This window comes from Acidovorax sp. 93 (genome assembly GCF_003633835.1).
GTDB lineage: Bacteria > Pseudomonadota > Gammaproteobacteria > Burkholderiales > Burkholderiaceae_C > Acidovorax > Acidovorax facilis.
In genome coordinates, this window is sequence record NZ_RBIT01000001.1 from 2,588,948 (window position 1) to 2,610,905 (window position 21,958).

Consider the following 21,958-nt stretch of genomic DNA (forward strand, 5'->3'; position numbering starts at 1 on the left):
CTACTGGGGCGTGCGCTGCGACATCAGGATGGCCTGGATGATGTCGTGGGGGTCCTTGGCCTGGGCTCCCTGCCCTTGCACGATGATGCGATGTGCCAGCACCGGCGTGGCCACTTCGCGCACCACGGCCGGGTCCACATAAGAGCGCCCGCGGATGCAGCTGAGCGCGCGCGCCATCCGCGCCAGGCCCAGCGTGCCGCGCGGGCTAGCGCCGAAGCGGATGTCGGGGTGCTTGCGCGTGGCCCGCACGATGGCAGCAATGAACTGCGCCACCTCAGGGGTGATGGACACCTCGTGCGCCCCTGCCACCAGCCGCTCGAACTCGCCGGCCCGGCACACCGGCTGCAATCGGCTGATGGGGTGCGAGAACTGCTGGCTCTGGATCAGGCCCGCTTCGGTATCCGCGTCGGGGTAGCCCAGCGAAAGGCGGATGAGGAAGCGGTCGAGCTGCGCCTCTGGCAGCGGGTAAGTGCCCGCCATGTCGATGGGGTTTTGCGTAGCCAGCACGGCGAACGGTGTTGGCAGCGGCAGGGTTTGCCCGTCCAGCGTGATCTGCCCCTCCTCCATGCATTCGAGCAGGGCCGACTGGGCGCGCGGGTTGGCACGATTGATCTCGTCAGCCAGCACGATGTTGGCAAAGACGGGGCCGGGGCGCAGCGTGAAGCTGCCGTCCTTGGGGTTGTAGACCGGCCCGCCCACGATGTCTGAAGGCATCAGGTCGGCGGTGAACTGGATGCGCTTGAACGACAGCCCCACCGACACCGCCAGCGCGCGCGCCAGCATGGTCTTGCCCAGGCCGGGCACATCCTCAATCAGCAGGTGCCCTCCAGCCACGACGGCTGCGAGCGCCAATTCGACCTGCTGATGCTTGCCCTCCAGAACTTTTTCAACGTTGTGAACGATGGCTTGTGCCGTGCGCGCGCACTGCTGTGCCGCGTCTGTGACTGTTTGTGCGAGATCCAACGGACTTCCCCTCTTGATATGCCAAAAATTCTAAGGGAGCGGCTGTGGTGGAACCAAGACACACGATGAGCAGGCACATATCCGCGCTCGGTCGGCGCCGGAGCCCGCACAGCAGAACAAATCAGGTTACCCTGCCCGGTTACCAACAAGGAATCGCCATGAAAAAACTCAACGTCACCATCCAACTCGAAATGACCGTGCCCGACGACTGGGAGCTGGTCGATACCTCGGAGGGCACGCCTGTCATCAAGCTGCCCGACGGCAAGTTCATGGACATTGCCATCGAACCCCTGTTTGCGGCAGACCCTGAAGACCTGTGGGCCAGCACCGAAGATGAAGATGTGCTGGACGACATCCTCGACATGGTGGACAGCGAGGCGGTGACGTACGAGTTTGTGACGCACTGATGGGCGAATGTCCCGAGTTAGAAACTTGGGACACTAGTCCACTGAAACCGAGAAATCGGCTGTGCGTGAGGGTCTGGCAGGGCCGCACTCTAGGCGGCGGGCGCAGGCGGGCGCACACCCGGCGAGCACAGCAACGACGAGGGCGGCCCTGCCAGGCCCTCACCCTTCGGGCCAGGGTGGTAGCAGGCGCATCGCTGCGTTGCGGGCTTTGCCAAGGCGGCCAGCCTTGGCCGCAGCCCGAGCCTTGCGCTGCACCCGCTGCCACCCCGGCGCACAGCCGATTTCTCGGTTTCAGTGGACTAGGGGCAAATGCCTGCTTGGGTTGAAAAATCCAGGCGGCGTCTTCGCCCCCGCATCAGACGCAGAAAACTACACTATTGATAGCGTCTGGCGCTTTACCCACAAGCGCCAGCACCTGATTTCATTCAAACCCCATCACAACTGCGACCGCAGCAAGGCCGTCAGTTTCTCGTGAGCCTTCTCGCGCAGCGGCCGGTCCAACCAAGCCTGGTAGGTCACGCGGCGTGACCGCTCGATATCGTCTTCAAACACCTCGGTCTGGCGCTGCGCAAACGCCGCGTCGTACACGTTCAGGTTGGCCTCATCGTTCAGGCGGAACGAGCGGTTGTCAAAATTGGTGGAGCCCACCGACACCAGCAGCTGGTCCACGATCATGACCTTGCAGTGGTACATGGTGGGCGTGTATTCATAAATCTCGGCACCGGCCTGCAGCAGCGGGCCCCAGGTGGCGCGGGATGCAGCCTTCACCGTTTCGGTGTCGGTGTGTTCACCGGGGGTCACCAGGCGCAGGCGCACGCCGCGCGCCAAGGCGTCCATCAGCAATTTGTGGGTCAGCTCATCGGGCACGAAGTACGCCACCGACAGGTCGATGCTGCGCTCGGCGGCGGTGATGGCCAGGTGGTACATGAGCTGCATGCTCTCGCTGCCACTCGATGGCGAGCTGGAGAACATCTGCGCCTTTTGCGTGCCCACGGGAGGGTCTTGTGCGATGGCCGGAAAGTACGCCTCGCCATGCAGCACCTTGCCGGTGACCTTGAGCCAGTTGTCCAAAAACGTGGCCTGCATCTGCGCCACCACGGGGCCACGCACCAGGTAGTGCGAGTCGCGCCAGTGCTCCGGGTCTTGCGCGTGGCCCGTCCACTCAGGCGCAATGCCCACGCCACCGGTAAAGCCCACCTGTCCGTCCACCACCAGCAGCTTGCGGTGGGTGCGGTTGTTCAGGCGGGCCAGGTTGTACCAGTGGGGTTTGTGGAATTTTTCGATCTGCACCCCGGCCGCTTTCATCTCGGCCAAGTAGCTCTCTTCCATCTTGGCGCTGCCTACCCAGTCGAGCAGCACATGCACGGACACACCCGCGCGGGCGCGCTCGCTCAGGGCGTCGGCAAACTGCTTGCCGATGTCGCCCGACCAGTAGATGTAGGTTTCGAAGGTGACGCTTTTTTGCGCGGATTTGATCGCGGCCAGCATGGGCGGAAAGATCTGGTCGCCGTTGAGCAGCTCTGTCACCGCATTGCCGCCCACAATGCCCGGGCCCAGCAGACTGCCCAGGGCACGTTCGAACTGCGGGTGGGCGGTGTTGTACAGGCGCGGCAGCTGTTGCTGCACCTTTTTCTCGCCCGCCGTGAAGTTGAGCGCCAACAAGACAAGGGCCCCCGTGGCCAGGGCCGTGAGCAAGACAGTGAACATGGTGAAGCGGCGGGGGGCGGCAGGTGGCATGGCGCGATGGTAGGTGGCGGCCTGGGGGTGGCGATGTAGGCGGACGCCGCCAACGCTGGGCGGCACAATTACGGGGTGCTCGCCGTGCACGCGCGGCTGCAGCGCGCTTGCCATCCCCCAAATTGCGCTTTTTTCTTACCGTTGCCCTGCCGTGTCTGAACCTGCCCGCCCTGCCCTCATCCGCCCAGCCACCCCCATCAACCGCCGCAGCGCCTTGATCGGCACGGCGGGCCTTCTCGCCCAGCCCGCCCTGGTGGGGCTGCTGCACGCCAAGCCCTTGCCACCCGCGCCCACGGTGTGGCCCCAGGCGCTGCAGGTGCCCGGTGGTGTGGCGCGGCTGTCGCTGGGCCCAGCGGCCACACGGCCGGTGGCGCAGGTGCGCCAGGGCGATGTGGATGTGCCGCTGCGGGTGGTGGGCGATGCCATCGAGTGGACCGCCATCGTGGGCATACCTTTGGCCGCTGCGCCGGGCGATGCGTTTATTACCGTGCTGGCCGAAGGCGGCGGCAGCCCGCGCCTGGTGCACTACAGCGTGGCCCCCAAGCAATACAAAGAGCAGCACCTCAAGGTGTCGCCGCGCACGGTGGACCTCTCACCCGAGGACCAGGCCCGCTACGAGCGCGAGCGCAACCACCAGGCGCAAGTGATGGCGACCTTCACCGAGCAGCCCGCCGGTGTGGCCCTGCCATCGCTGCGCATGCGGGTGCCGGTGCCTGGGCGGCGGTCCAGCTCGTTCGGGCTGCGGCGCGTGTTCAACGGCCAGCCGCGTAATCCGCACAGCGGCATGGACATTGCCGCCGCCACGGGCACGCCCATCGTGGCTCCGTTGCCAGGCCGGGTGATTGACGTGGGCGACTACTTCTTCAATGGCGGCACGGTGTGGCTGGACCACGGCCAGGGCCTGCTGACGATGTACTGCCACCTGAGCAGCAAGGATGTGCGCGTGGGGGATGTGCTGCAGGCGGGCGACGCGTTCTGCAAGGTGGGCGCCACCGGCCGCGTGACCGGGCCTCACCTGCACTGGGGAGTGATGCTGAACAGAACCATGGTGGACCCTGCGCTGTTTGTGGCTGTGTAGTTTCGGTATCCACCGTCGCTGCGGGCCAACAGCGCTTGAAGGGGGCGCGCCCCTACCAGCGCCACCGCGGAACCGGCTTCGCCGGGCCGCTGGAGGCGTCCCCCTACGGGGGAAGACGCGAAGCGGCTCAGGGGGTCACTTCAAATAATTCATGAAACCTGTGATGATCACGGCGTTGAAAAAGTCGATGAAGAGCGAGCCCACGAGCGGGATCACAAAAAATGCCTTCACCGATGGGCCATTGACGGCGGTGAACGCCTGCATGTTGGCCATGGCGTTGGGCGTGGCGCCCATGCCAAAGCCGCAGTGGCCGGCGGCGATGACTGCGGCGTCATAGTCGCGCCCCATCACGCGGAAGGTGACAAAGTAGCCATACGCAAACATCAGCACGGTCTGGGCAAGCAGGATGACCAGCAGCGGCCCGGCCACCTCGGCCAGCTCCCACAGCTTCATGGACATGAGCGCCATGGCCAGGAAGAACGCCAGCGACACATTGCCCACCACCTCGAACTGGCGCAGGGGCAGCGCACTGTCGCGCCAGTCGATGATGTTGCGCACCACCGCCGCCACCAGCATCGGGCCCAGGTACGAAGGCAGCGTAATGCCCAGGCCCTTGAGCCAGTTGACCAGCAACGTGCCTGCCCCGATGGACACGGCAATCAGGATGCTGGCGTACATCACAGTGTCGCTGTTGCCCATGGGGGCCGGGGCTGCAAGGCGGGCGGTGGAGGCATTGGCGGCGTCGACGGCGCCAGCCGCCGTGGCGGTGGCAGCGGCTGGCGTGCCCGCAGCCAACCCCGAGGTGTGCAGGCCATTGCGCCGCATCAGCAGGGTGCCCAGCGGGCCGCCAATCACACAACCCGCCACCAGGCCATAGGTGGCCGCTGCAATGGCGGCGGGCAACGCACCTGCGGCGCCCGCCTGCTCCAGCAGCGGGCCAAACGCGGCCGAGGTGCCGTGCCCGCCCGTGAGCGATATGGACCCCGCCGCCACGCCGATGAGCGGATGCACGCCCAGCGCAGCAGCCAGCCCGGCTCCGAGCAGGTTCTGCAGCACCACCAGGCCCACGGCGGCGGCCAGAAACAGCGCTACGCCGACACCGCCTTTCTTGAGCAGCTCGAAGCTGGCCGAAAAGCCGATGGTGGTGAAAAACACCAGCAGCAAAAAGGCGCGCATGTTGTCGTAGAACTGAAAGGTGAACAGGCCCGTCTGGTGGCCCACCAACGCAATCAGCGAAAACACCAGTCCGCCGATGATGGGCCCGGGAATGAAGTAACGCGAGAGCAAGCCGACGCGGTTTTTGATGAAATCGCCCACCACCAGCAGCACGGCGGCGATGCCGATGGTCTGGGCAATGTCGAGTTCAATGGTGGTCATGGCGGTGTCTCCTTGAGGCCTGGATGAGAGGGTCAGGCAACACTTGCCCAGATGAATCAGCTATGGATTAAATAGCTGCAAGCGCAAGCTAGCGTAGCGCTGGAGGCCTATTTTACCTGTCAAGCTCCGCCCCCCGGCCAGGCCGGAGGATGAAGCAGGTGTCAGACGCCACCCTGTTCACTCAGCGCCGCACTGGTTCTTTCCTCCCTCGCTGCAGCTATGCTCGGCAGCCCTGCGCGCCCCGATCCACCCTCACCGCTCCCACCCCGTCGTCGATGACCGCCCGCCTGATCCGCTTCAACAAACCCTACGGCGTGCTCAGCCAGTTCACTGCCGAGGGCAAATGGCAGGGCCTGAAGGACTACATCGACCTGCCCGGCGTATACGTGGCCGGGCGACTGGATGCCGACAGCGAGGGCCTGCTGCTGCTGACCAACGACGGCAAGCAACAGGCCCGCATTGCCGACCCACGCTTCAAGATGGAGAAGACCTACTGGGTGCAGGTGGAGGGCGTCCCCGATGAGGCCGCGCTGGCCGCGCTGCGCAGCGGCGTGGTGTTGAACGACGGCCCCACCCTGCCCGCCCGCGCACGGCTGCTGGAGCCCGCGCCTGCGGTGTGGGACCGCAACCCGCCTATCCGCCAACGCAAGGCCATCCCCACTGCCTGGATCGAGCTGATCATCCGCGAAGGCCGCAACCGCCAGGTGCGCCGCATGACGGCCGCCGTGGGCCACCCCACGCTGCGGCTCATCCGTGCGGCCATCGGGCCGTACACGCTGGACGGTCTGGCGCCGGGCACCTGGGCGGATTGAGCCGCCAGGGATCCTCTGCACGAATTGAGCGGTAAGTGTGAGCTGCGGATCGGGATGGGCGGCAAGGCGCAAGGCGCAGCAATAGCCGTAGCTATTGCGAGTACTTGCAACGCGGCAGACCGCCCGAGGCGGCAGAGGCACGCGGCGCGGTGATTCGTGCAGAGGATCCCTAGCCTACGCGGCCACCGCCTGCATGCGCCGCGACAACGCGGACCCAAGCGCGAGCAAAAAGGCCAGCAAGCCCTCGGCATAGTCGGCCCCCACGGCCTGCTGCACCGAATGGCGCGCAGCCAGTGCAGCACGCCAGTGCAGCACACGCGGCAAACCCTGCCAGAGCCCCAGGTCATCCACACCCGGCAAGGTGTCGATGACGTCAAAGTACCGGAACACCGGGCCGAACACCGCATCCACCATGCCAAAGTCCGGCCCGGCAAAGTACGGCCCCGGCACGCTGCGCTGGCCCAGGGCCTCTTCGATCTGCACAAAGCGGCTGCGCAGGTCCTGCGCGCGGGCCTGCAGCGTGGCCTCATCCGGCGCGGCGTAGAAGCCGCCGATGGTGTTCAGCACCGCAGAGCCAAACTCCATCCATGCCCGGTGGCGTGCGCGTTGCAGCGGATCTGACGGGTGCAACACGGGCATGGCCACTTCCTCCAGGTATTCGCAGATCACAGCGGACTCGAACAGGCTTTGGCCCTGCACCTGCAAGACCGGGGTCTTGCCCAGCGGCGAGATGGCCAGAAACCAGTCGGGCTTGCGGGCCAGGTCAATGGTGCGGCGCTCAAACGCCAGCCCCTTTTCGTGCAGAACGATGGCCACGCGCTGCACGTAGGGGCACAGCGCATGCGAGACCAGGGTGAGTGCGGGTGCGGCTGTTCGCGAGCTCATGCGGCCCATCCTTGAGCGTGTGGGGCACAGAGGGTATTCAACAGGCGGGCAATGCAGGTGCAGGTGCGTTCCATGGGGCGGGCTTTCTATGGCAAGAGGGTGGGCATCGCCCGTTGGTGTATCTACCGACGTATGGCGACCAGCAGAATTTATGATTGCATTGGCGCAAACAAAATAAGCAAACATGAAAACATCGATTGCACTCGCGCAATATCAATTGGGCGCCGCAGAGCTGGAAGTGCTGCTGGCCATGGTGCGCACCGGCACCTTGGCAGCAGCCGGTGAACGGCTTGGCGTGGATGCGTCCACGGTGTTCCGTGCCATCCAGCGCATCGAGCGCGGGCTGGGCCAGTCGCTGTTCGAGCGCTCGCGCGCGGGCTACCGCGCCTCAGAGCTGGCCCAGGCCCTGGCCGAGCAGGCCGAGCGCGTGGAAGCCGCCCTGGAGGCCGCCCGCACGGCCACGCAGGCGCAGCCTGAGCAGGTGTCGGGCACGGTGCGCATCTCCACCACCGACACCCTCCTGCACGGCCTCATCGCCCCGGCCCTGCAGGTGCTGCAGCCCCGGCACCCGGCCTTGGTATACGAACTGCATGCGGGCAATGAACTGGTGAGCCTGACGCGCCGAGACACCGACATCGCCGTGCGCGCCACCAAGCGTCCGCCACAACACCTGGTGGGTCGGCAACTGGGCATGATCCGATCCGCGCTGTACGCAGGCACCGCCAGCCCGCTGGTCCTGTCCGACGTGGAGGCGGGCCGCGCAGCCTGGATTGCGCCCGACGACGCGCTGCCCGACCACCCCTCGGTGCGCTGGCGCAAAAAGCAATACCCCAAGGCGCAGCCCACCTACCGCGTCAACAGCCTGCTCACCGTGATGGAGCTGGTGGCCCTGGGCATGGGCGTGGGGGTGCTGCCCCTCTTTCTGGCTCAGGGCCGCAGCGACCTGCGCCCCCTCACCGGGTCGCTGGCCGACTGTGAAACCGAGCTGTGGCTGCTGACGCACCCCGAGTCGCGGCACCTGCGGCGCATTGCCACGGTGTACGGGCATCTCGCGGAGACGGTGCAGTTGCCCTGACGCACTCGGGCCTTCCCGTCGCCCTCCCAGCTTGCTGCCAGCACGTTGTCAGCAGCCGGTCTCTACAGTGCGCAGCCATGACCCTCACACAGTTCTACGGTGCATCCAGCCTCGATGGCTTCATTGCCACGCCAGACCATGACCTTGGCTGGCTCTTGCAGTTCGGCGAGATCGAGGGCTCCAGCTACCCCGCTTTCATCCGCGACGTGGGTGCGCTGGCCATGGGGTCGCACACCTACGAATGGATGCTGAAACACGCCATCGACGCAGGCCTGCCCTGGCCGTACGCGCAGCCCACATGGGTGTTCAGCACGCGCACGCTGCGCGCCATTCCGGGCGCCGATGTGCGCTTTGTGCGTGGCGATGTGCGGCCCGTGCACCAGTCCATGGTGCAGGCCGCAGCGGGGCGCAATGTGTGGATCGTGGGCGGGGGCGAGCTGGTGGGGCAGTTTTATGACGCGGGCCTGCTGGACGAGTTGATCGTGCAGATCGCACCGGTCACACTGGGTGCGGGCAAGCCGCTGTTGCCACGCCGGATCACACAACCGGCGCTGCGCCTGCAGTCGGTGACCACACTCCGTGGCCTGTTTGCCGAGCTGCGCTACGCGATGCCACGCCCGTAGCCAGTGCGCAGATCGCTACAGATTCAATAGCTGTTTGTGCAATACAGACGCGCGGTAACGGCCATTTTTATTGTGGCGAGACGACCACCCCTGTTTCACCCCAGCGGCACCGCCTTGTTCACCGGGTGCGACAGCACCAGTGATGTGGAGACGCTGCCAAACGCGGCCAGCGCATCCACCACACGCTCCAGGTCGGCGGGCTGGCCGAAGGCGCAGCGCACCACGAAGCAGTCTTCGCCGGTCACGCGCACCACATCCAGCACTTCGGGCAGGGACTGGAACAGCAACACATAGCGCTGGATGTGCTCGTGCGTGGTGCGCACCCGCACCACCGCCTGCAGGCCCAGGCCCACGGCGTCCAGGTTGATGCGGGCCGCGTAGCCTGCAATCACGCCCGCGTCTTCGAGCTTTTTCACACGCTCGCTCATCGCAGGCTGCGACAGGCCGATCTGCTTGCCCAGCGCCGACAGGCTTTGCCGCGCGTCATGCTGCAGGGCCATGAGGATCTGCCGGTCTTTTTTGTCCAGTTCCACGGTGCTGCTTTCTTAGAGCCTGTTCAAAGTCGTTTTGGAGTCCCACAAGTGCCTTGCCCGAAGGGTTGGAGTGAAATCGGGCCGACGAACTTGGAAGTGTTTGGCGCCTCGGCTGCTTGCATGGGCATGAGCCCATGCAGCGCATCCGAAGCATCACTCATCCCGATTGCACTCCAATGCGATCTCCAAAAAAACTTTGAACAGGCTCTTAACGATGACTTCAAGGTTTGGGCGGGCGATTTCCGATGAGCCCCCCTGGCCGGAACAGCGGCGGTTTCATATTGTTGGCGGGCAGTGATGGATCTGCTTTGAGAACAAGGACATTGAATGACGACGCGACCTGTCTTGCTGATTCCGGGCATCTACAACTCGGGCCCCACACATTGGCAGTCATTGTGGCAAACCCGGCACGCGGGCGTAGCGCGGGTGGAGCAGGCCGACTGGGACCACCCCGATTGCGACACCTGGGTGCGCACGCTCGATGACGCCGTTGCTGCATCGCCCCAGCCCCCCCATCCTGGTGGCACACAGCCTGGGCTGCCTGGTCGCGGTGCACTGGGCCGCGCGCCACCACCGGCCCGTGCAAGCGCTGCTGTTGGTGGCGGTGCCAGACCCCGGGGGGCCGAATTTTCCGGCCGACGCCAAAGGCTTTGCCCCACTGCCTGCCGTGCTGCCCGCCCAGCCCGACCTGCCGAGACGGGTGCTGATGAGCAGCACCAGCGACCCGTATTCCACCCCCGGCTTTTCGGCGCAGTGCGCCAGCGCCTGGAACGCCGAGCACGTGGTGCTGGGTGCGCGGGGCCACCTCAATGCCGACAGTGGCCTGGGTGACTGGCCGCAGGGATGGGAGCTGGTGGCGCGCTGGCGCGGAGAGTGAGAACCGCTGCGGGGATTGCCACGCCCCTCTGAGAGCGCAGGCCCAGAGCGCTCAGGCCACAGTGCCTGGAACCTCCGCGTCAGCCACCGATGGCTTGCGCCTGGTCCATCACGAGGTAGCGCTTGACCAGATCGAAGAAGCTCTCGTAGAAAGCGTCCTTGGAAATGGTCTCGCTGCCCACCTTGACCAGCGATTCGCTGCTGGCAGAAAACGGCAGCGACACGGACCCGATGGCGCCCACGCCCACGCTGGCCGAGTTGTTGGTCTTGCGCAGGGCATAGGTGTCCTGCAGCGCCGTCACAAAGCCCAGGCTCACCTTGCCGTCATTGGCCTCGGGCACACACACCACGCGCACCACCATCTGCAGGTGCGACTCGGCTTCGGGCTGGAAGCTCTTTTTGCCCTCCACCAGCTCCGGCTGGTGGGTGGAGATGATGTAGCCCTGGCTCAGCAGCGCGCGGCGCGATGCCTCGCAGGTCTGGGCGGGCGTGGCGTCAAACAGGCGCGAGTAGGTGGCCACCGAACCAAAACTCTCCTGCACCCCAAACGTCTTGGGCGTGGTGCCCACACAGCCTGCCAGCAATGCGGCCAGAGCCAAGCTACCTGCAGCGGCACCAGAACGAGCAGTGAAGCGGGTCGGGAAAAGGCACAAACGCAAGGGCGGGCACTCCTTCGGGGTCATCAACATCATCAAGAAAGTCGTCATTGCGGGGGGCATTTCCGGTTGCCATAGGGGCGAAGAACGGCTGCCATGGCGTTCTGACAGTCTGCACCACACCCGGTTCCCGTCGATTCTAGAAAGCCCTATGCCCAGCCTGGCACAACGCCCTTGCCCGTGGAGGGGCTGAAAGCGTGGTAACCACAGCCCAAAGCCCTGCACGCAGGCCCTGCGCACCATTTCGGGCATTGCACGCGTCAAGGTATCAATTTGCAGCAGCCCGTAAAGACACCACGCTAGATGCTACACTATTGATAGCTGTTAGCGCTTATCTATAAAGCGCAAAGTGGCAATTTGGCACAACATTTTTTCACCTGCCTTCTTGCTCGCCTTCCACCATTTCTCTCTCCCCCTGCTGCCGTGCCCCTTGCCTCCCTGCTCTGCCTGGTCGTCGCCATCAGCGACGGCGACACCCTGACCGTGCGCTGCGGCGCGCCCGGTGCCTACCAGCAGGTGAAGGTGCGTATCGCCGCCATCGACGCGCCCGAGTCACGCCAGGCGTTTGGCCAGAAGTCGCGGCAGCACCTGGCGCGGCTGTGCTTCAGGCAGCGCGCCACGCTGCAGCCGGTGGATGAAGACAGCTACGGCCGCACGGTGGCCCATGTGCGCTGCGGCAGCACCGATGTGGCCACCGCCCAGGTGCGTGCCGGCCTGGCCTGGGTCTACACGCCCTATGCCGAATCCCGCCCGCAGCTGGTGGCTCTGCAGCGCCAGGCGCGCAGCAGCGGCACAGGGTTGTGGTCGCAGAAACGGCCACTGGCCCCATGGGACTACCGGCACCGACGCAGCCAGCGCTGAGCTGGGCTGGAGAGGGATGCATCAGGTGCGCAGCAAAGCCAGCACGCCCTGGGGCATCTGGTTGGCCTGCACCACCATGGCGTTGCCCGCCTGCTGCAGGATCTGCTGGCGGGCCAGGCTGGCGGTCTCTACCGCGAAATCCGTGTCGACAATGCGCGAGCGGCTGGCCGACAGGTTTTCGCTGCCGATCTGCAGGTTGGCAATGGCCGACTCCAGCCGCGAGGACTGGGCGCCGATGACGGCGCGCTGGCTGTTCACGTAGTCCAGCGCGCGGTCTACCGACACGATCGCCTGTGCGGCCGAGGTGGTCACGTCCAGCGTGTTGCGCAGGCCCATGGCCCCCAGGCCAATCGCGCCCACGCGGGTTTCCAGGGTCTGGTTGGCATTGGCGCCCACCTGGAACACCTTGGTGCTGATGGCGCCGCTGGTTGAGGCGATGTTTTCGTAGGTCTCGGTGAAGCCCTGCAGTGCGTCCTTGCCCGAACGGCTGCCCTGGTTGGGCAGCGCCGCCTTGGCGTCGCGCACCATGCCGCCGTCCACGTCGGCGCCGCCAATGGCGCCTGTGTCGGCATTGTTCAGGTCAAAGCTGCCGATGAAGGCCGCGCCGTTGAGCCCGAACTGCGTGAGCACATCCCCCGCGTTGGTGAAGGCCCCGGCCGAGGCTGCGCCAATGGCCGCGTCCAGCGTGGAGCCGGGGTTGTTGCTCATGTAGGTGAGCACATCCTTGATGCCGGTGCCGCCCGCCGTCTTGATGCGGTCGTGCATGTAGCGCACGGCCGAGTAGCTGGACGAGTAGAACTCGCTGGTGTTGCTGGGCCCGCCAATGGCCGCCACCACAGCGGCCACGCCCAGGTTGGCCACGTCGTTGCGCACGCGCTCTTCGGCGCCGTGGATGAACTCGGCCGCTCCTTCGGCAAACCACAAGTGGCTGCCGGTGATGTTCTGCCAGTTGGTGGAGCGGGCCATCACCGCGTGCACCATTTCGTGGGCAATCACACGGTCGTTGTAGAACGGCGCAGAGCCGCCATTGGGAGGGTTGGGCGGCACGAAGTCGGCCATGTCCACCTGCAGCACCAGGTTGTTGCCCCGCCCCTGCCCGTCAAACCCGGTGACCTGCACATAGGCGGCCACACCGCCCGCGTTGTCTGTAAAGCCGGTGTAGCGGATGTCGATGGCCGCACCGTCGCCCTGCAGGCCGAAGTAGCTGCGGATGAGGTTCTCGCTGCTCTCCAGCCAGCTGCCCGCGCTGGTCAGGCCGTCAAACACGGACAGCAGGTTCTCGTCGCCCACCACGCTGGCGTCGGAGCGGTCGAACACGTCCATGCCATTGAACTGCGTGGTGCGCCCGGTGCGGTCGATCTCTTGCGCCAGCCGCGTCACCTCGGCCTGGATGGCCTGGCGGTCAGACGCGCTGTTGGTGTCGTTGGCGGCCTGCACGACCAGCTCACGGATGCGCTGCAGGCTGGCGGTGACGCTTTGCAGCGCGCCCTCGGCCGTCTGCATGAGCGAAACTCCGTCGTTGGCATTACGCACCGCTTGATTGAGCCCCCGGATCTGCGAAGTGAACCGCTCGGAGATCGCCAGGCCCGCTGCGTCGTCCTTGGCACTGTTGATGCGCAGGCCCGAGGACAGGCGCTGCACGGTCGTGGCCATATCACTCTGTGCACCGCCAAGCCGGCGCTGCGCATTCAGCGACATCATGTTGGTGTTGATCGTCAACGCCATGGCACGCCCCGGGGACTCCTGGTCAAAGCAGATGAATAGACAAACGGTACAAACCGGTCGAAGCGGCACGCCCAGCCCCACGCAGTAGCAGCGCCGAGGCCGCAAACCCGCTTCTTCCTCTCTGCCTTATCGGCGGGCCAGGGCAAAACCTGAAGACCCCTTTCTGCGGGTCTTCCCCCAAGCCCCCAGCGTGCAGGCTGCACAGCCGCTAGCATCCTGGGGTCTTTCCCATCTGGCCCCCAGCGTGCGCTGCCCCGGCCGCCCCCGTTCCGTTTTCATGACAGTCCCCCATTCCCCCCCTGCAGCACCCGATGCGGAGACCTCCAGCGTCTACGGCCACTCCGGCTTCATTTCCTTTCTGATCGCCCGCGTGGTGGCCGTGGTCGCCACCCAGGTGCAGGCCGTGGTGGTGGCCTGGCAGGTGTATGACCTCACCCGCGAGCCGCTGGCACTGGCCTATGTGGGTCTGGCGCAGTTTCTGCCCATGCTGGCCCTGCTGCTGCCAGCAGGCGATCTGATCGACCGCTTTGACCGCAGGCGCATCCTGGCGCTGGCCTGGTCGGTGGGCGGCGTGTGCAGTGCCCTGCTGTGGTGGCTGGCGGGCCATGGGGCCAGCGGCGTGGCGGGCATTTATGCGGTGCTGGTGCTGTATGGCTGCGCACGTGCTTTTTCGGGGCCAGCCATGCAAAGCCTGCTGCCGCAGATCGTGCCGCGCGGGCAGCTCGCGCAGGCCATTGCCGCCAACAGCATGCTGATGCGCGTGGCCAGCATCGGAGGGCCGCTGCTGGGCGGGCTGCTGTATGCGCTGGGCGGGGGCGAGTTGACCTATGCCGTGTGCTGCGCGTGTTTTGTGCTGGGCGTGGCGCTGCTGCTGCGTGTGGTGGTGGCCCATGCCACTGCGCCCGGCCCCGCGCAGGGAACGATGTTCGAGCGCTTTGGCGCAGGCATCACCTTCATCCGCACCCGGCCCATCATCCTGGGCACCATCTCGCTGGACCTGTTCGCCGTGCTGCTGGGCGGCGTGGTGGCCCTGCTGCCCATCTACGCGCAAGAGGTGCTGCATGTGGGCCCGGCGGGCCTGGGCGCGCTGCGCAGCGCCATGGCCGTGGGCGAGGTGGGTGCGGGGCTGTACCTGAGCATGCGGCCCTTCAACCGCCATGTGGGCCGCACCATGTTCATTGCGGTAGCGGTGTTTGGCGTGGCCAACCTGGTGTTTGCGCTCTCACACTGGTTCTGGCTGTCGTTTGCGGCGCTGACGGTGGCGGGCGCGGCCGACATGGTGAGCGTGTACATCCGGGGCGCGCTGGTGCAGTTCTCCACGCCAGACACCATGCGCGGACGGGTGAACGCGGTGAACATGCTGTTCATCGGCTCGTCCAACGAGCTGGGCGAGTTCCGCGCGGGCACCAGCGCCGCCTGGCTGGGCGTGGTGCCCGCCGCCGTGGTGGGCGGGCTGTGCACGCTGGGCGTGGTGGGCGTGGTGGGCGGCTGGATGCTGGCGTTCAAGACACTGCGCACGGTGGACCGCTTCGAGGAAGCCGCGCAGGCCAGCAGCTGAGCAGGTGAGCGGTTCAGCAACGGAGCGACAGCCCTTGTAAACAAGCTCCGGGGCGTTTGTGTCGCGCAGGTAAAACCCGCGCGGCAGGCTTGCACGCCGCGTTGAGGCGGAGCACCATGCGCTCCACTGCCTGCCCCCTGTGCGCCCCATGAACGCTCCTTCCGCCCCGCTCCCCGGCCTTCTTCCCCGCCGCACCGTGCTCGCTGGCCTGCTGGGCATGGCTGCCACCGCCCCGCTGGGCCTGGCCCGCGCCGCCACCCCGGCGGGCGCCGCTGCCTGGAACACCGCCGACGAGCCAACTCTTGCCCGCCTGCTGGACCGCGTGACCTGGGGCAACACCGCCCAAGGCGCACAGGCGCTGCCGCCGCAAGGGGTTGCCGCCTACCTGGCCGTGCAGCTGCGCCCCACGCCCGCCACGCTGCCGCGCGCGGCCCAGGCGCAGATCGACGCCATGGCCATCACCCGCACGCCCCTGCCCGAGCTGGCCGCGCGCATGGAGGCCCAGCACCAGGCCGCCAAGGCCCAGCCCACCGAGGATGGCCGCAAGGCCGCGCTCAAGGCTTGGCAGCAGGACATGCGCGCGCTACAGCAGGAGGCGGCCGAGCGTTTTGTGCTGCGCGCGCTGTATTCGCCCACCCAGCTGCGCGAGAAGATGACTTGGTTCTGGATGAACCACTTCAGCGTGTTTGCGGGCAAAGGCAACCTGCGTGTGCTGGTGGGCGACTATGAGGAACGCGCCATCCGCCCCCATGCCCTGGGCCGCTTTCGCGACCTGCTGGGTGCCACGGTGCGCCACCCGGCCATGCTGCACTACCTGGACAACGCCCGCAACGCAGCGGGCCGCATCAACGAAAACTACGCGCGCGAGTTGATGGAGCTGCACACGCTGGGCGTGGACGGCGGCTACAGCCAGCAGGATGTGCAGGAGCTGGCACGCGTGCTGACCGGTGTGGGCATTGCGCGCCAGCCAGACAGCGACGAGCCCCCGCGCATGAAGCCCGCGCTGCGCCGCCACTACGTGCGCGATGGCCTGTTCGAGTTCAACCCCCAGCGGCATGACTGGGAGCCCAAGACCCTGCTGGGCCAGCCCCTGCGCGCCGAAGGCCTGGCCGAGGTGGACGAAGCGCTGGACCGCCTGGCCCGCGCACCGGCCACGGCGCGTTTCATCACCCGCAAGATCGCGCTTTTCCTGGTGGGCGACAAGCCACCGCCCGCGCTGCTGCAAACTCTGGCCCGCACGTTCGAGCGCACCGATGGCGACATCGCCGCCGTGCTGGAGGCACTCTTCAGCGCGCCGGAATTTCGTGCATCGCTGGGCCAGCGTTTTCGCGACCCGGTGCACTATGTGCTGGCCAGCCTGCGCCTGGCCCATGGCGACGCCGTGCTGCCCGGCGCCGAGCCCGCGCTGGGCTGGCTGCAGCGCCTGGCCGAGCCCCTGTATGGCCGCGCCACGCCCGACGGCTACCCGCTGGACGCGGCGGCATGGGCAGGCTCAGGACAGATGTCCACGCGTTTCGAGATCGCCCGCGCCATCGGGGCCGGGGTGGCCACCGCCCCCATGCCCATCCCGCGCGAGAAGGAGATGAGGATGGCCGAGCAGTCGGCGTCACAGCGCACGCCCCCACCGCTGGCACAGAGTGCCTATGTGCGCGCCCTGCAGCCCACCTGGTCGGCCGCCACGCGCAATGCGCTGGCGCAGGCAACATCACCGCGTGAGTGGAACCTGCTGTTCCTTGCATCACCGGAATTCATGCACGGCTGAGGAAATCACCATGCGACGCAGACACCTTCTTCAAGCCCTGGGCGCCAGCGCCCTCGGCGTGCACAGCGCCAGCGCGATGGCCGCCCCCGGCGCGCAGGACGTGCGTTTTCTGCTCGTGTTCTTGCGCGGTGGTTATGACTGCGCCAGCCTGCTGGTGCCCACAGCCAGCAGCTACTACTACGAGACACGGCCCAACATCGCCATTGCCCGCCCTGGGCAGGACGGTGGCGCGCTGCCGCTCACGCCCGACTGGGGCCTGCACCCCGCGCTGGCCGAATCAATGCTGCCGCTGTACCAGCAGCGCCAGCTGGCCTTTGTGCCGTTTGCGGGCACCGACGACCTCTCGCGCAGCCACTTCGACACGCAAGACAGCATGGAGCTGGGCCAGCCCGTGGGCGGGCGGCGCGACTACCGATCGGGTTTTCTGAACCGGCTGGTGGCCGAGCTCAACCCGCGCACCGGCAACACCCCAGCCACGGCCGCGCTGCAGCCCATGGCTTTCACCAGCACCCTGCCCCTGGTGCTGCGCGGCGCAGTGGATGTGCCCAACACGCTGCTGAGCGCGGCGGCGGGCCGCAGCGGCGTGGATGCGCGGCAGGCGCAGCTCATCGAATCCATGTACCGGGGCACGCCACTGGCCGCACCCGTGGCCGAAGGTTTTGCCACGCGCGAAGAAGTGGCGCGCACCATGCAGGGCGAGATGGAAGCCGCCAGCCGCAATGCGCTGAGCACCAAGGGTTTTGAAGGCACGGCGCGGCGCATGGCAAAGCTGATGCAGACGCGCTACCAACTGGGCTTTGTGGACGTAGGCGGCTGGGACACCCATGTGGCACAGGGTGCGGCCACGGGCGCGCTGGCCAACCGGTTTGAAGAGCTGGGCCGGGGCCTGGCTGGCTTTGCCGACGAGATGGGCCCGGCGTGGAAATCCACCGTGGTCGTGGTGGTCAGCGAGTTTGGCCGCACCTTCCGCGAGAACGGCAACCGGGGCACCGACCACGGCCACGGCACCGTGTTCTGGGTGCTGGGCGGTGGTGTGGGCGGCGGGCGCATTGTGGGCGAGCAGCAGGCGCTGACGGCCACCACCTTGTTCCAGAACCGCGACTACCCCGTGCTCAACGACTACCGCGCCGTGCTGGGCGGGTTGTTCGCCCGGTTGTACGGGTTGAACGCGGCCGCCGTGGCGCGGGTGTTTCCAGGGACGAAGGGGGCGGACTTGCGGCTGGTGTAGCTTGCGCAGACTGCTATATATTCAATAGCTATTAGCGCTTATCCATGGCGCGCAAAGGCCGATTTTTATTCAGAACCTGCCCTTGCTTCAGGCGTTGAAGGTGCCAGAGAGCAGCTCGGGCAGGCGCTCCACCTTCATCTTGAAACCGCAGGCCTGCGCATGCCCGCCGCCGCCCATGCTTTCGGCCAGCGCGATGCAGTCAAAGTTGCGCTGTGCACGCAGCCCCACCTTCACACCTTTTTCGCCCGCGCTCCACATCAGCGCAAAGGTGCCAGTCTTGGCCGAGAGCATGTCGCCCACCAGGCTGTGGAACATGCCGGGCGCATTCACCATCAGGCCGGTGATGCCGTTGAACACCAGCGGCTGCGCGCCCTCGGCGATGTCGGCGCAGAGCTTCTTGTACTTCTCGTCCATGGCCGCGCCGCGCACCATGAACTGCGCGAGCTGCTCGGGGCTGAAGGTGGCAATCTCGCTCCAGCGCGCAAAGTCCTGCGACTCCATGTCGAGCGCCGACAGGAAACGTGCGCTCTCTTCAAACTCCCACTTCCAGATGTCGCGGTCTTCCACGTACTTGAACAGCGCGGGCATGGGCTCGTGCGGGTGAAAGAACTCCCACGCCAGGCGCGCGCCCGACTTGCTCATGTCGAAGTGCACCACACCGCAGCGGCAGGCAAAGCCGGTAAGCTTTTCGGCGGCGCTCTTGTGGTGGTCCAGCATCACCAGCTTGGCGGCACGCACGTCGATGGCAGCCATCACCTCGGCGGCAAAGGAAAAGTCGAGGATGTAAACCGCGCGGCCTTGCAGGGGCGGCAGGTCGTCCACAGACTTGACATCGCCGTGGTCGAGCCCCACGTATTCAGCACTGTCGCCGTAGTACAGCCATGCGGCCAGCGCCGCGCCAAAGCCGTCGGGGCAATTGCGCCCGTGGTACAGGATCAGCGGCTTGGGATCGTTCTTGTCGGGGGCAACCAGCAGTTGCAGGGGGAGTATGGTTTTCTTCGTCATGGCCCCCGATTGTCGCCGGGGCGGCCGGCCAGGGCGGCCGCATGGGGGCGCGCTCTGCGGGCCCTGCGGGAACCAACCGGCCTGGCCACACCTCCACCCCATTTGCCCCGCACACCGAAAAGCAGCCGATGTTCCGAACCCTCAAAGACCTGTTTGACAGCTTCACGCAGCCCTCCACCACCCAGTCGCCCGCCGCGCGCGCGCATGCCGTGCAACTGGCAGCCGCCGTGCTGCTGGTGGAGGTGGTGCGGTTTGATGCCGCCATGGACGACGCCGAGCGTTCCACCATGGTGACCGCCCTGCGCAGCAAATTTGCGCTGAGCGATGATGAGCTGGAGCGCCTGCTGGAGCTGGCCGTAACCACATCGAAGACCGCCTACGACTACCAGCGATTTACCAGCAGCCTCAACGATCACTTCACGCAGGACCAGAAGATCCAGCTCGTGGAGGCCATGTGGCAGGTGGCGTATGCCGACGCCCACATCGATGCCAACGAGAACCACACCATCAGCAAGGTGGCCGGGCTGTTGCATGTGACGCATGGCGAGTACATCGCGGCCAAGATGCGGGCAAAGGAAGGAAGCCCACTCTGAGTCGCATTCGGCCCTTCCCCCCGAGTGGGACGCCGCCCGGGCGGCGAGGCGGCCGCTGGCCTGGACTGCGCGGGCTCTACGGATGCGCGTGTGCTCGGCGTCTACACCGGCAGCCAGCGCCACCAGAACGGTTTGCGCTCTTCCTTCGCGCCCCGGGCCTGCAGCAGCGCAATGAACTCGCTGCGCTGATGGCGCCGGGCCGCCTGCAGCGGTGTCATGTCGTCAAAGTCAGACTTGAGCTGCGGATCAGCACCGTGGGCCAGCAGGTAGTGCGCGATCTCGCTGTGGCCATGGATCAGGCTGGCCACCAGCGGTGTGCACAAAATTTCGGGGTGCTGGTAGTTGGGGTTGACGCCCGCGCTGATGTGGTGGCGCACCAGTGCCAGGTCGCCCGCCACTGCGGCGGCGTACATGTCTTTCCAGTCTCCAGCGGACATGGGGTCTCCTTGTATTGTTTTTCGGTTTTGCGAGGAGCGCAGCGCGGGCCGATGCACATGCCTCCAGACCAGGGGCTCCATGGCAAACCGTCGGCATTCTGGCACGCCCTGGCGCGTGGGTGGTAGCGCAAAGAACTACGGCACCCGGCCCAGCTGCTACACCGCTGCCACGGCCTTTTCGCGTTCGGCGGCGGACAGCACACGCACCGCCACCACAGGCGCGCCAGTGGCCGTGAAGAATGGTGTGCGGCGGTAGCTGCCGGTGAATCGCGCCGCCGCAATGCGGGGCATGAAGCCCAGCAGCGCCCTCAGCTGGCTCCAGCCCGTGCGGGGCGGCGTGCCCTTGGCGCTGGCGGTCTCCAGGTGCATCTGCACCGGCCCAAACGCGGGCGCAAGCGGCTCGCCGCCCGCGCGCAGGCACAGATGGACCAGGCCCACATAGGGCATGCGCCAGTCGCGCCCCGTATTGGCCAAGGGGGTGTTGCAACAGCGCGCGTACCAGCGCAGCAAGCCGCCTTCGGACAACGACAGGCAGGCCAGCTGATCGATGCCACTGCTGAAAGACACGTTGCGGGCATGTGTGCCCACCACCTCGGTACCGGCCAGGGCGTCCAGCGCCGCGTCGGCCTGGCCCAGGTGGTGGGCATAGGCCTGGCAGTCTCGGCAATAACAGACGGCGTGGATGGCGGAGCGCGTGTCGGCCACCTCGCCGACGACCTTGGCACACCGGCATTGAAAGCGGTGGTTCATGGAGCCCTCTCTCTGGTGGATGGAAAGCTTACCGCCCCAGCTGCCAGAATTTGTCAGCAGTGTGCAGGCCAGGCCACCCGGGCGCCCTACCCACCGCCGTATAGTAGAAACGATGCCACCGCATGAGCCCCTGCGCCAGCCCCGGCATCGGCCGTGCTGTCGTGCGGTTGGACTCCTGTCTACGGCCTCCCGCCCCTTTTTTCTCTACCTTCTTCCATGCCCCCTCTGCACATCCTCTGGCGCGACGAGCACCTGGTGGCCGTCTACAAGCCTGCGGGCTGGCTGGTGCACCGCACGGGGCTGGACGCGGGCGAGACGCGGTTTGTGATGCAGACCCTGCGCGACCAGCTGGGCCAGCATGTGTACCCCGTGCACCGGCTCGACAAGGGCACCTGCGGCGTGCTGGTGATGGCGCTGCACAGCCATGCGGCACGGGCACTGTCACAGGCGTTCGAGCACGGCGCTACGCACAAGCGCTACCTGGCCCTGGTGCGCGGCTGGGCGCCCGAGGCCATCGAGGTGGACCACGCCTTGAAGCCCGACGATGCCCCGGCCGATGCGGCCGTCCAGGACGCCCACACCCGCTTTCGGCGCCTGGCGCAGCTCACGCTCGACGAGGCCAGCGATGTGCGTTTTGCCACCACCCGCGCCTCGCTGGTCGAGGCGATCCCCACCACCGGGCGGCGCCACCAGATACGCCGCCACCTCAAGCACCTGGCCCACCCCATCATCGGCGACGCGACACACGGCAAAGGCCCCCTCAACCGCTGGTGGGCCGAGCGGCTGGGGCAGCAGAGGCTGTGGCTGCATGCGTGGCAGCTGACGGTGCCACACCCCGTGTCGGGCGCTGTGATGACGTTTGACAGCGGGCTGCCATGGCCGGGGCCTGCGGGCTGGGGCCCCGGGCACGACACGGCAGAGATTGCCAACGCCAGCCCCGTCTCCGATTGGCAGCGGCTGTTTGCACGCTTGCCGTGGGAAGAGACGCAAGGCACGCCCACTGCACCGTAACCCGGG

22 protein-coding genes and 1 pseudogene are annotated in these 21,958 nt (G+C 66.6%); 13 read left to right on the forward strand and 10 right to left on the reverse strand.

The window, feature by feature from the left end:
* On the reverse strand, positions 1-963 hold the full coding sequence (locus C8C93_RS11825; RefSeq protein ID WP_121419514.1) for a MoxR family ATPase: 963 nt from the start codon (positions 961-963) through the stop codon (positions 1-3).
* A 158-nt stretch (positions 964-1,121) separates the two neighbouring features.
* Between C8C93_RS11825 and C8C93_RS11830 the strand changes: the two genes are divergently transcribed.
* Complete coding sequence (locus C8C93_RS11830; RefSeq protein ID WP_121419513.1) at positions 1,122-1,370, forward strand: hypothetical protein; 249 nt, start codon at positions 1,122-1,124, stop codon at positions 1,368-1,370.
* A gap of 435 nt (positions 1,371-1,805) precedes the next feature.
* On the opposite strand, the gene C8C93_RS11835 is transcribed toward C8C93_RS11830, so the two are convergent.
* Positions 1,806-3,077: a phosphatidylserine/phosphatidylglycerophosphate/cardiolipin synthase family protein gene (locus C8C93_RS11835; RefSeq protein WP_121508763.1), complete on the reverse strand. Its 1,272-nt coding sequence runs from the start codon at positions 3,075-3,077 to the stop codon at positions 1,806-1,808.
* A gap of 181 nt (positions 3,078-3,258) precedes the next feature.
* On the opposite strand from C8C93_RS11835, the gene C8C93_RS11840 reads away from it, so the two are divergent.
* Positions 3,259-4,185 (forward strand): M23 family metallopeptidase, encoded by a 927-nt coding sequence (locus C8C93_RS11840; protein ID WP_121507027.1) that lies wholly within the window; start codon positions 3,259-3,261, stop codon positions 4,183-4,185.
* Positions 4,186-4,320: 135 nt separating this feature from the next.
* Here C8C93_RS11840 and gltS read toward each other — a convergent pair whose 3' ends face one another.
* The gene (gene gltS, locus C8C93_RS11845) at positions 4,321-5,562 is read right to left on the reverse strand and encodes a sodium/glutamate symporter (protein WP_055398922.1); all 1,242 of its coding nucleotides are present in this window, start codon (positions 5,560-5,562) and stop codon (positions 4,321-4,323) included.
* A 149-nt stretch (positions 5,563-5,711) separates the two neighbouring features.
* On the opposite strand from gltS, the gene C8C93_RS11850 reads away from it, so the two are divergent.
* Positions 5,712-6,374, forward strand: a complete 663-nt coding sequence (locus tag C8C93_RS11850) for a pseudouridine synthase (protein WP_370108976.1) — start codon at positions 5,712-5,714, stop codon at positions 6,372-6,374.
* Between the two features lie 174 nt (positions 6,375-6,548).
* Here the strand turns inward: C8C93_RS11850 and C8C93_RS11855 are convergent, their stop codons facing one another.
* Entirely contained in the window at positions 6,549-7,259 is a 711-nt protein-coding gene (locus C8C93_RS11855; RefSeq protein WP_121508764.1) for a glutathione S-transferase family protein, read from the reverse strand.
* Between the two features lie 184 nt (positions 7,260-7,443).
* Between C8C93_RS11855 and C8C93_RS11860 the strand changes: the two genes are divergently transcribed.
* Both C8C93_RS11860 and C8C93_RS11865 read left to right on the forward strand, forming a co-directional pair.
* On the forward strand, positions 7,444-8,334 hold the full coding sequence (locus C8C93_RS11860) for a LysR family transcriptional regulator (RefSeq protein WP_121507029.1): 891 nt from the start codon (positions 7,444-7,446) through the stop codon (positions 8,332-8,334).
* Between the two features lie 77 nt (positions 8,335-8,411).
* On the forward strand, positions 8,412-8,957 hold the full coding sequence (locus tag C8C93_RS11865) for a dihydrofolate reductase family protein (protein WP_121507030.1): 546 nt from the start codon (positions 8,412-8,414) through the stop codon (positions 8,955-8,957).
* Positions 8,958-9,052: 95 nt separating this feature from the next.
* Here C8C93_RS11865 and C8C93_RS11870 read toward each other — a convergent pair whose 3' ends face one another.
* Positions 9,053-9,490, reverse strand: a complete 438-nt coding sequence (locus tag C8C93_RS11870) for an Lrp/AsnC family transcriptional regulator (protein ID WP_055398842.1) — start codon at positions 9,488-9,490, stop codon at positions 9,053-9,055.
* Positions 9,491-9,817: 327 nt separating this feature from the next.
* On the opposite strand from C8C93_RS11870, the pseudogene C8C93_RS25655 reads away from it, so the two are divergent.
* Positions 9,818-9,931: pseudogene (locus tag C8C93_RS25655) on the forward strand (alpha/beta hydrolase); the annotation flags it as partial.
* 40 nt (positions 9,932-9,971) lie between these two features.
* Positions 9,972-10,367, forward strand: coding sequence for an RBBP9/YdeN family alpha/beta hydrolase (locus C8C93_RS11875; protein ID WP_370108981.1), 396 nt, complete (start codon positions 9,972-9,974; stop codon positions 10,365-10,367).
* Between the two features lie 79 nt (positions 10,368-10,446).
* Here C8C93_RS11875 and C8C93_RS11880 read toward each other — a convergent pair whose 3' ends face one another.
* Positions 10,447-11,049, reverse strand: coding sequence for a DUF2242 domain-containing protein (locus C8C93_RS11880; protein WP_370110826.1), 603 nt, complete (start codon positions 11,047-11,049; stop codon positions 10,447-10,449).
* 396 nt (positions 11,050-11,445) lie between these two features.
* Here C8C93_RS11880 and C8C93_RS11885 point away from each other — a divergent pair, with 396 nt between their 5' ends.
* The gene (locus C8C93_RS11885) at positions 11,446-11,883 is read left to right on the forward strand and encodes a thermonuclease family protein (protein ID WP_121507031.1); all 438 of its coding nucleotides are present in this window, start codon (positions 11,446-11,448) and stop codon (positions 11,881-11,883) included.
* A gap of 21 nt (positions 11,884-11,904) precedes the next feature.
* Here C8C93_RS11885 and C8C93_RS11890 read toward each other — a convergent pair whose 3' ends face one another.
* A complete protein-coding gene (locus C8C93_RS11890; protein WP_121507032.1) occupies positions 11,905-13,608 on the reverse strand; it encodes a flagellinolysin in 1,704 nt (567 codons plus the stop codon).
* 277 nt (positions 13,609-13,885) lie between these two features.
* Between C8C93_RS11890 and C8C93_RS11895 the strand changes: the two genes are divergently transcribed.
* From C8C93_RS11895 to C8C93_RS11905, 3 genes are all read left to right on the forward strand, one after another.
* Positions 13,886-15,166 carry an MFS transporter gene (locus C8C93_RS11895; protein ID WP_121507033.1) on the forward strand — a complete coding sequence of 427 codons (1,281 nt, stop codon included), beginning with the start codon at positions 13,886-13,888 and terminating at the stop codon, positions 15,164-15,166.
* A 148-nt stretch (positions 15,167-15,314) separates the two neighbouring features.
* Positions 15,315-16,928 (forward strand): DUF1800 domain-containing protein, encoded by a 1,614-nt coding sequence (locus C8C93_RS11900; protein ID WP_121507034.1) that lies wholly within the window; start codon positions 15,315-15,317, stop codon positions 16,926-16,928.
* A 10-nt stretch (positions 16,929-16,938) separates the two neighbouring features.
* Positions 16,939-18,156, forward strand: coding sequence for a DUF1501 domain-containing protein (locus C8C93_RS11905; RefSeq protein WP_121507035.1), 1,218 nt, complete (start codon positions 16,939-16,941; stop codon positions 18,154-18,156).
* An 87-nt stretch (positions 18,157-18,243) separates the two neighbouring features.
* Here the strand turns inward: C8C93_RS11905 and C8C93_RS11910 are convergent, their stop codons facing one another.
* Positions 18,244-19,161 (reverse strand): DHH family phosphoesterase, encoded by a 918-nt coding sequence (locus C8C93_RS11910; RefSeq protein ID WP_121507036.1) that lies wholly within the window; start codon positions 19,159-19,161, stop codon positions 18,244-18,246.
* Positions 19,162-19,289: 128 nt separating this feature from the next.
* On the opposite strand from C8C93_RS11910, the gene C8C93_RS11915 reads away from it, so the two are divergent.
* Positions 19,290-19,754 (forward strand): TerB family tellurite resistance protein, encoded by a 465-nt coding sequence (locus C8C93_RS11915; protein WP_121419499.1) that lies wholly within the window; start codon positions 19,290-19,292, stop codon positions 19,752-19,754.
* Between the two features lie 101 nt (positions 19,755-19,855).
* On the opposite strand, the gene C8C93_RS11920 is transcribed toward C8C93_RS11915, so the two are convergent.
* Complete coding sequence (locus C8C93_RS11920; protein ID WP_121507037.1) at positions 19,856-20,191, reverse strand: ankyrin repeat domain-containing protein; 336 nt, start codon at positions 20,189-20,191, stop codon at positions 19,856-19,858.
* Positions 20,192-20,347: 156 nt separating this feature from the next.
* Positions 20,348-20,941 carry a DUF6151 family protein gene (locus tag C8C93_RS11925; RefSeq protein WP_121507038.1) on the reverse strand — a complete coding sequence of 198 codons (594 nt, stop codon included), beginning with the start codon at positions 20,939-20,941 and terminating at the stop codon, positions 20,348-20,350.
* 216 nt (positions 20,942-21,157) lie between these two features.
* Here C8C93_RS11925 and C8C93_RS11930 point away from each other — a divergent pair, with 216 nt between their 5' ends.
* Positions 21,158-21,952 carry a pseudouridine synthase gene (locus C8C93_RS11930; RefSeq protein WP_121507039.1) on the forward strand — a complete coding sequence of 265 codons (795 nt, stop codon included), beginning with the start codon at positions 21,158-21,160 and terminating at the stop codon, positions 21,950-21,952.
* Positions 21,953-21,958: the final 6 nt, after the last annotated feature.

What these genes read in the sequence shown, in the direction of transcription:
- C8C93_RS11890 (WP_121507032.1), bottom strand. Translation starts at nt 13,608, where the DNA reads ATGGCGTTGACGATCAACACCAACATGATGTCGCTGAATGCGCAGCGC.
- C8C93_RS11910 (WP_121507036.1), bottom strand. Translation starts at nt 19,161, where the DNA reads ATGACGAAGAAAACCATACTCCCCCTGCAACTGCTGGTTGCCCCCGAC.
- C8C93_RS11830 (WP_121419513.1), top strand. Translation starts at nt 1,122, where the DNA reads ATGAAAAAACTCAACGTCACCATCCAACTCGAAATGACCGTGCCCGAC.
- gltS (WP_055398922.1), bottom strand. Translation starts at nt 5,562, where the DNA reads ATGACCACCATTGAACTCGACATTGCCCAGACCATCGGCATCGCCGCC.
- C8C93_RS11915 (WP_121419499.1), top strand. Translation starts at nt 19,290, where the DNA reads ATGTTCCGAACCCTCAAAGACCTGTTTGACAGCTTCACGCAGCCCTCC.
- C8C93_RS11855 (WP_121508764.1), bottom strand. Translation starts at nt 7,259, where the DNA reads ATGAGCTCGCGAACAGCCGCACCCGCACTCACCCTGGTCTCGCATGCG.
- C8C93_RS11865 (WP_121507030.1), top strand. Translation starts at nt 8,412, where the DNA reads ATGACCCTCACACAGTTCTACGGTGCATCCAGCCTCGATGGCTTCATT.
- C8C93_RS11895 (WP_121507033.1), top strand. Translation starts at nt 13,886, where the DNA reads ATGACAGTCCCCCATTCCCCCCCTGCAGCACCCGATGCGGAGACCTCC.
- C8C93_RS11850 (WP_370108976.1), top strand. Translation starts at nt 5,712, where the DNA reads ATGAAGCAGGTGTCAGACGCCACCCTGTTCACTCAGCGCCGCACTGGT.
- C8C93_RS11860 (WP_121507029.1), top strand. Translation starts at nt 7,444, where the DNA reads ATGAAAACATCGATTGCACTCGCGCAATATCAATTGGGCGCCGCAGAG.
- C8C93_RS11920 (WP_121507037.1), bottom strand. Translation starts at nt 20,191, where the DNA reads ATGTCCGCTGGAGACTGGAAAGACATGTACGCCGCCGCAGTGGCGGGC.
- C8C93_RS11905 (WP_121507035.1), top strand. Translation starts at nt 16,939, where the DNA reads ATGCGACGCAGACACCTTCTTCAAGCCCTGGGCGCCAGCGCCCTCGGC.
- C8C93_RS11925 (WP_121507038.1), bottom strand. Translation starts at nt 20,941, where the DNA reads ATGAACCACCGCTTTCAATGCCGGTGTGCCAAGGTCGTCGGCGAGGTG.
- C8C93_RS11900 (WP_121507034.1), top strand. Translation starts at nt 15,315, where the DNA reads ATGAACGCTCCTTCCGCCCCGCTCCCCGGCCTTCTTCCCCGCCGCACC.
- C8C93_RS11930 (WP_121507039.1), top strand. Translation starts at nt 21,158, where the DNA reads ATGCCCCCTCTGCACATCCTCTGGCGCGACGAGCACCTGGTGGCCGTC.
- C8C93_RS11875 (WP_370108981.1), top strand. Translation starts at nt 9,972, where the DNA reads ATGACGCCGTTGCTGCATCGCCCCAGCCCCCCCATCCTGGTGGCACAC.
- C8C93_RS11835 (WP_121508763.1), bottom strand. Translation starts at nt 3,077, where the DNA reads ATGTTCACTGTCTTGCTCACGGCCCTGGCCACGGGGGCCCTTGTCTTG.
- C8C93_RS11880 (WP_370110826.1), bottom strand. Translation starts at nt 11,049, where the DNA reads ATGACCCCGAAGGAGTGCCCGCCCTTGCGTTTGTGCCTTTTCCCGACC.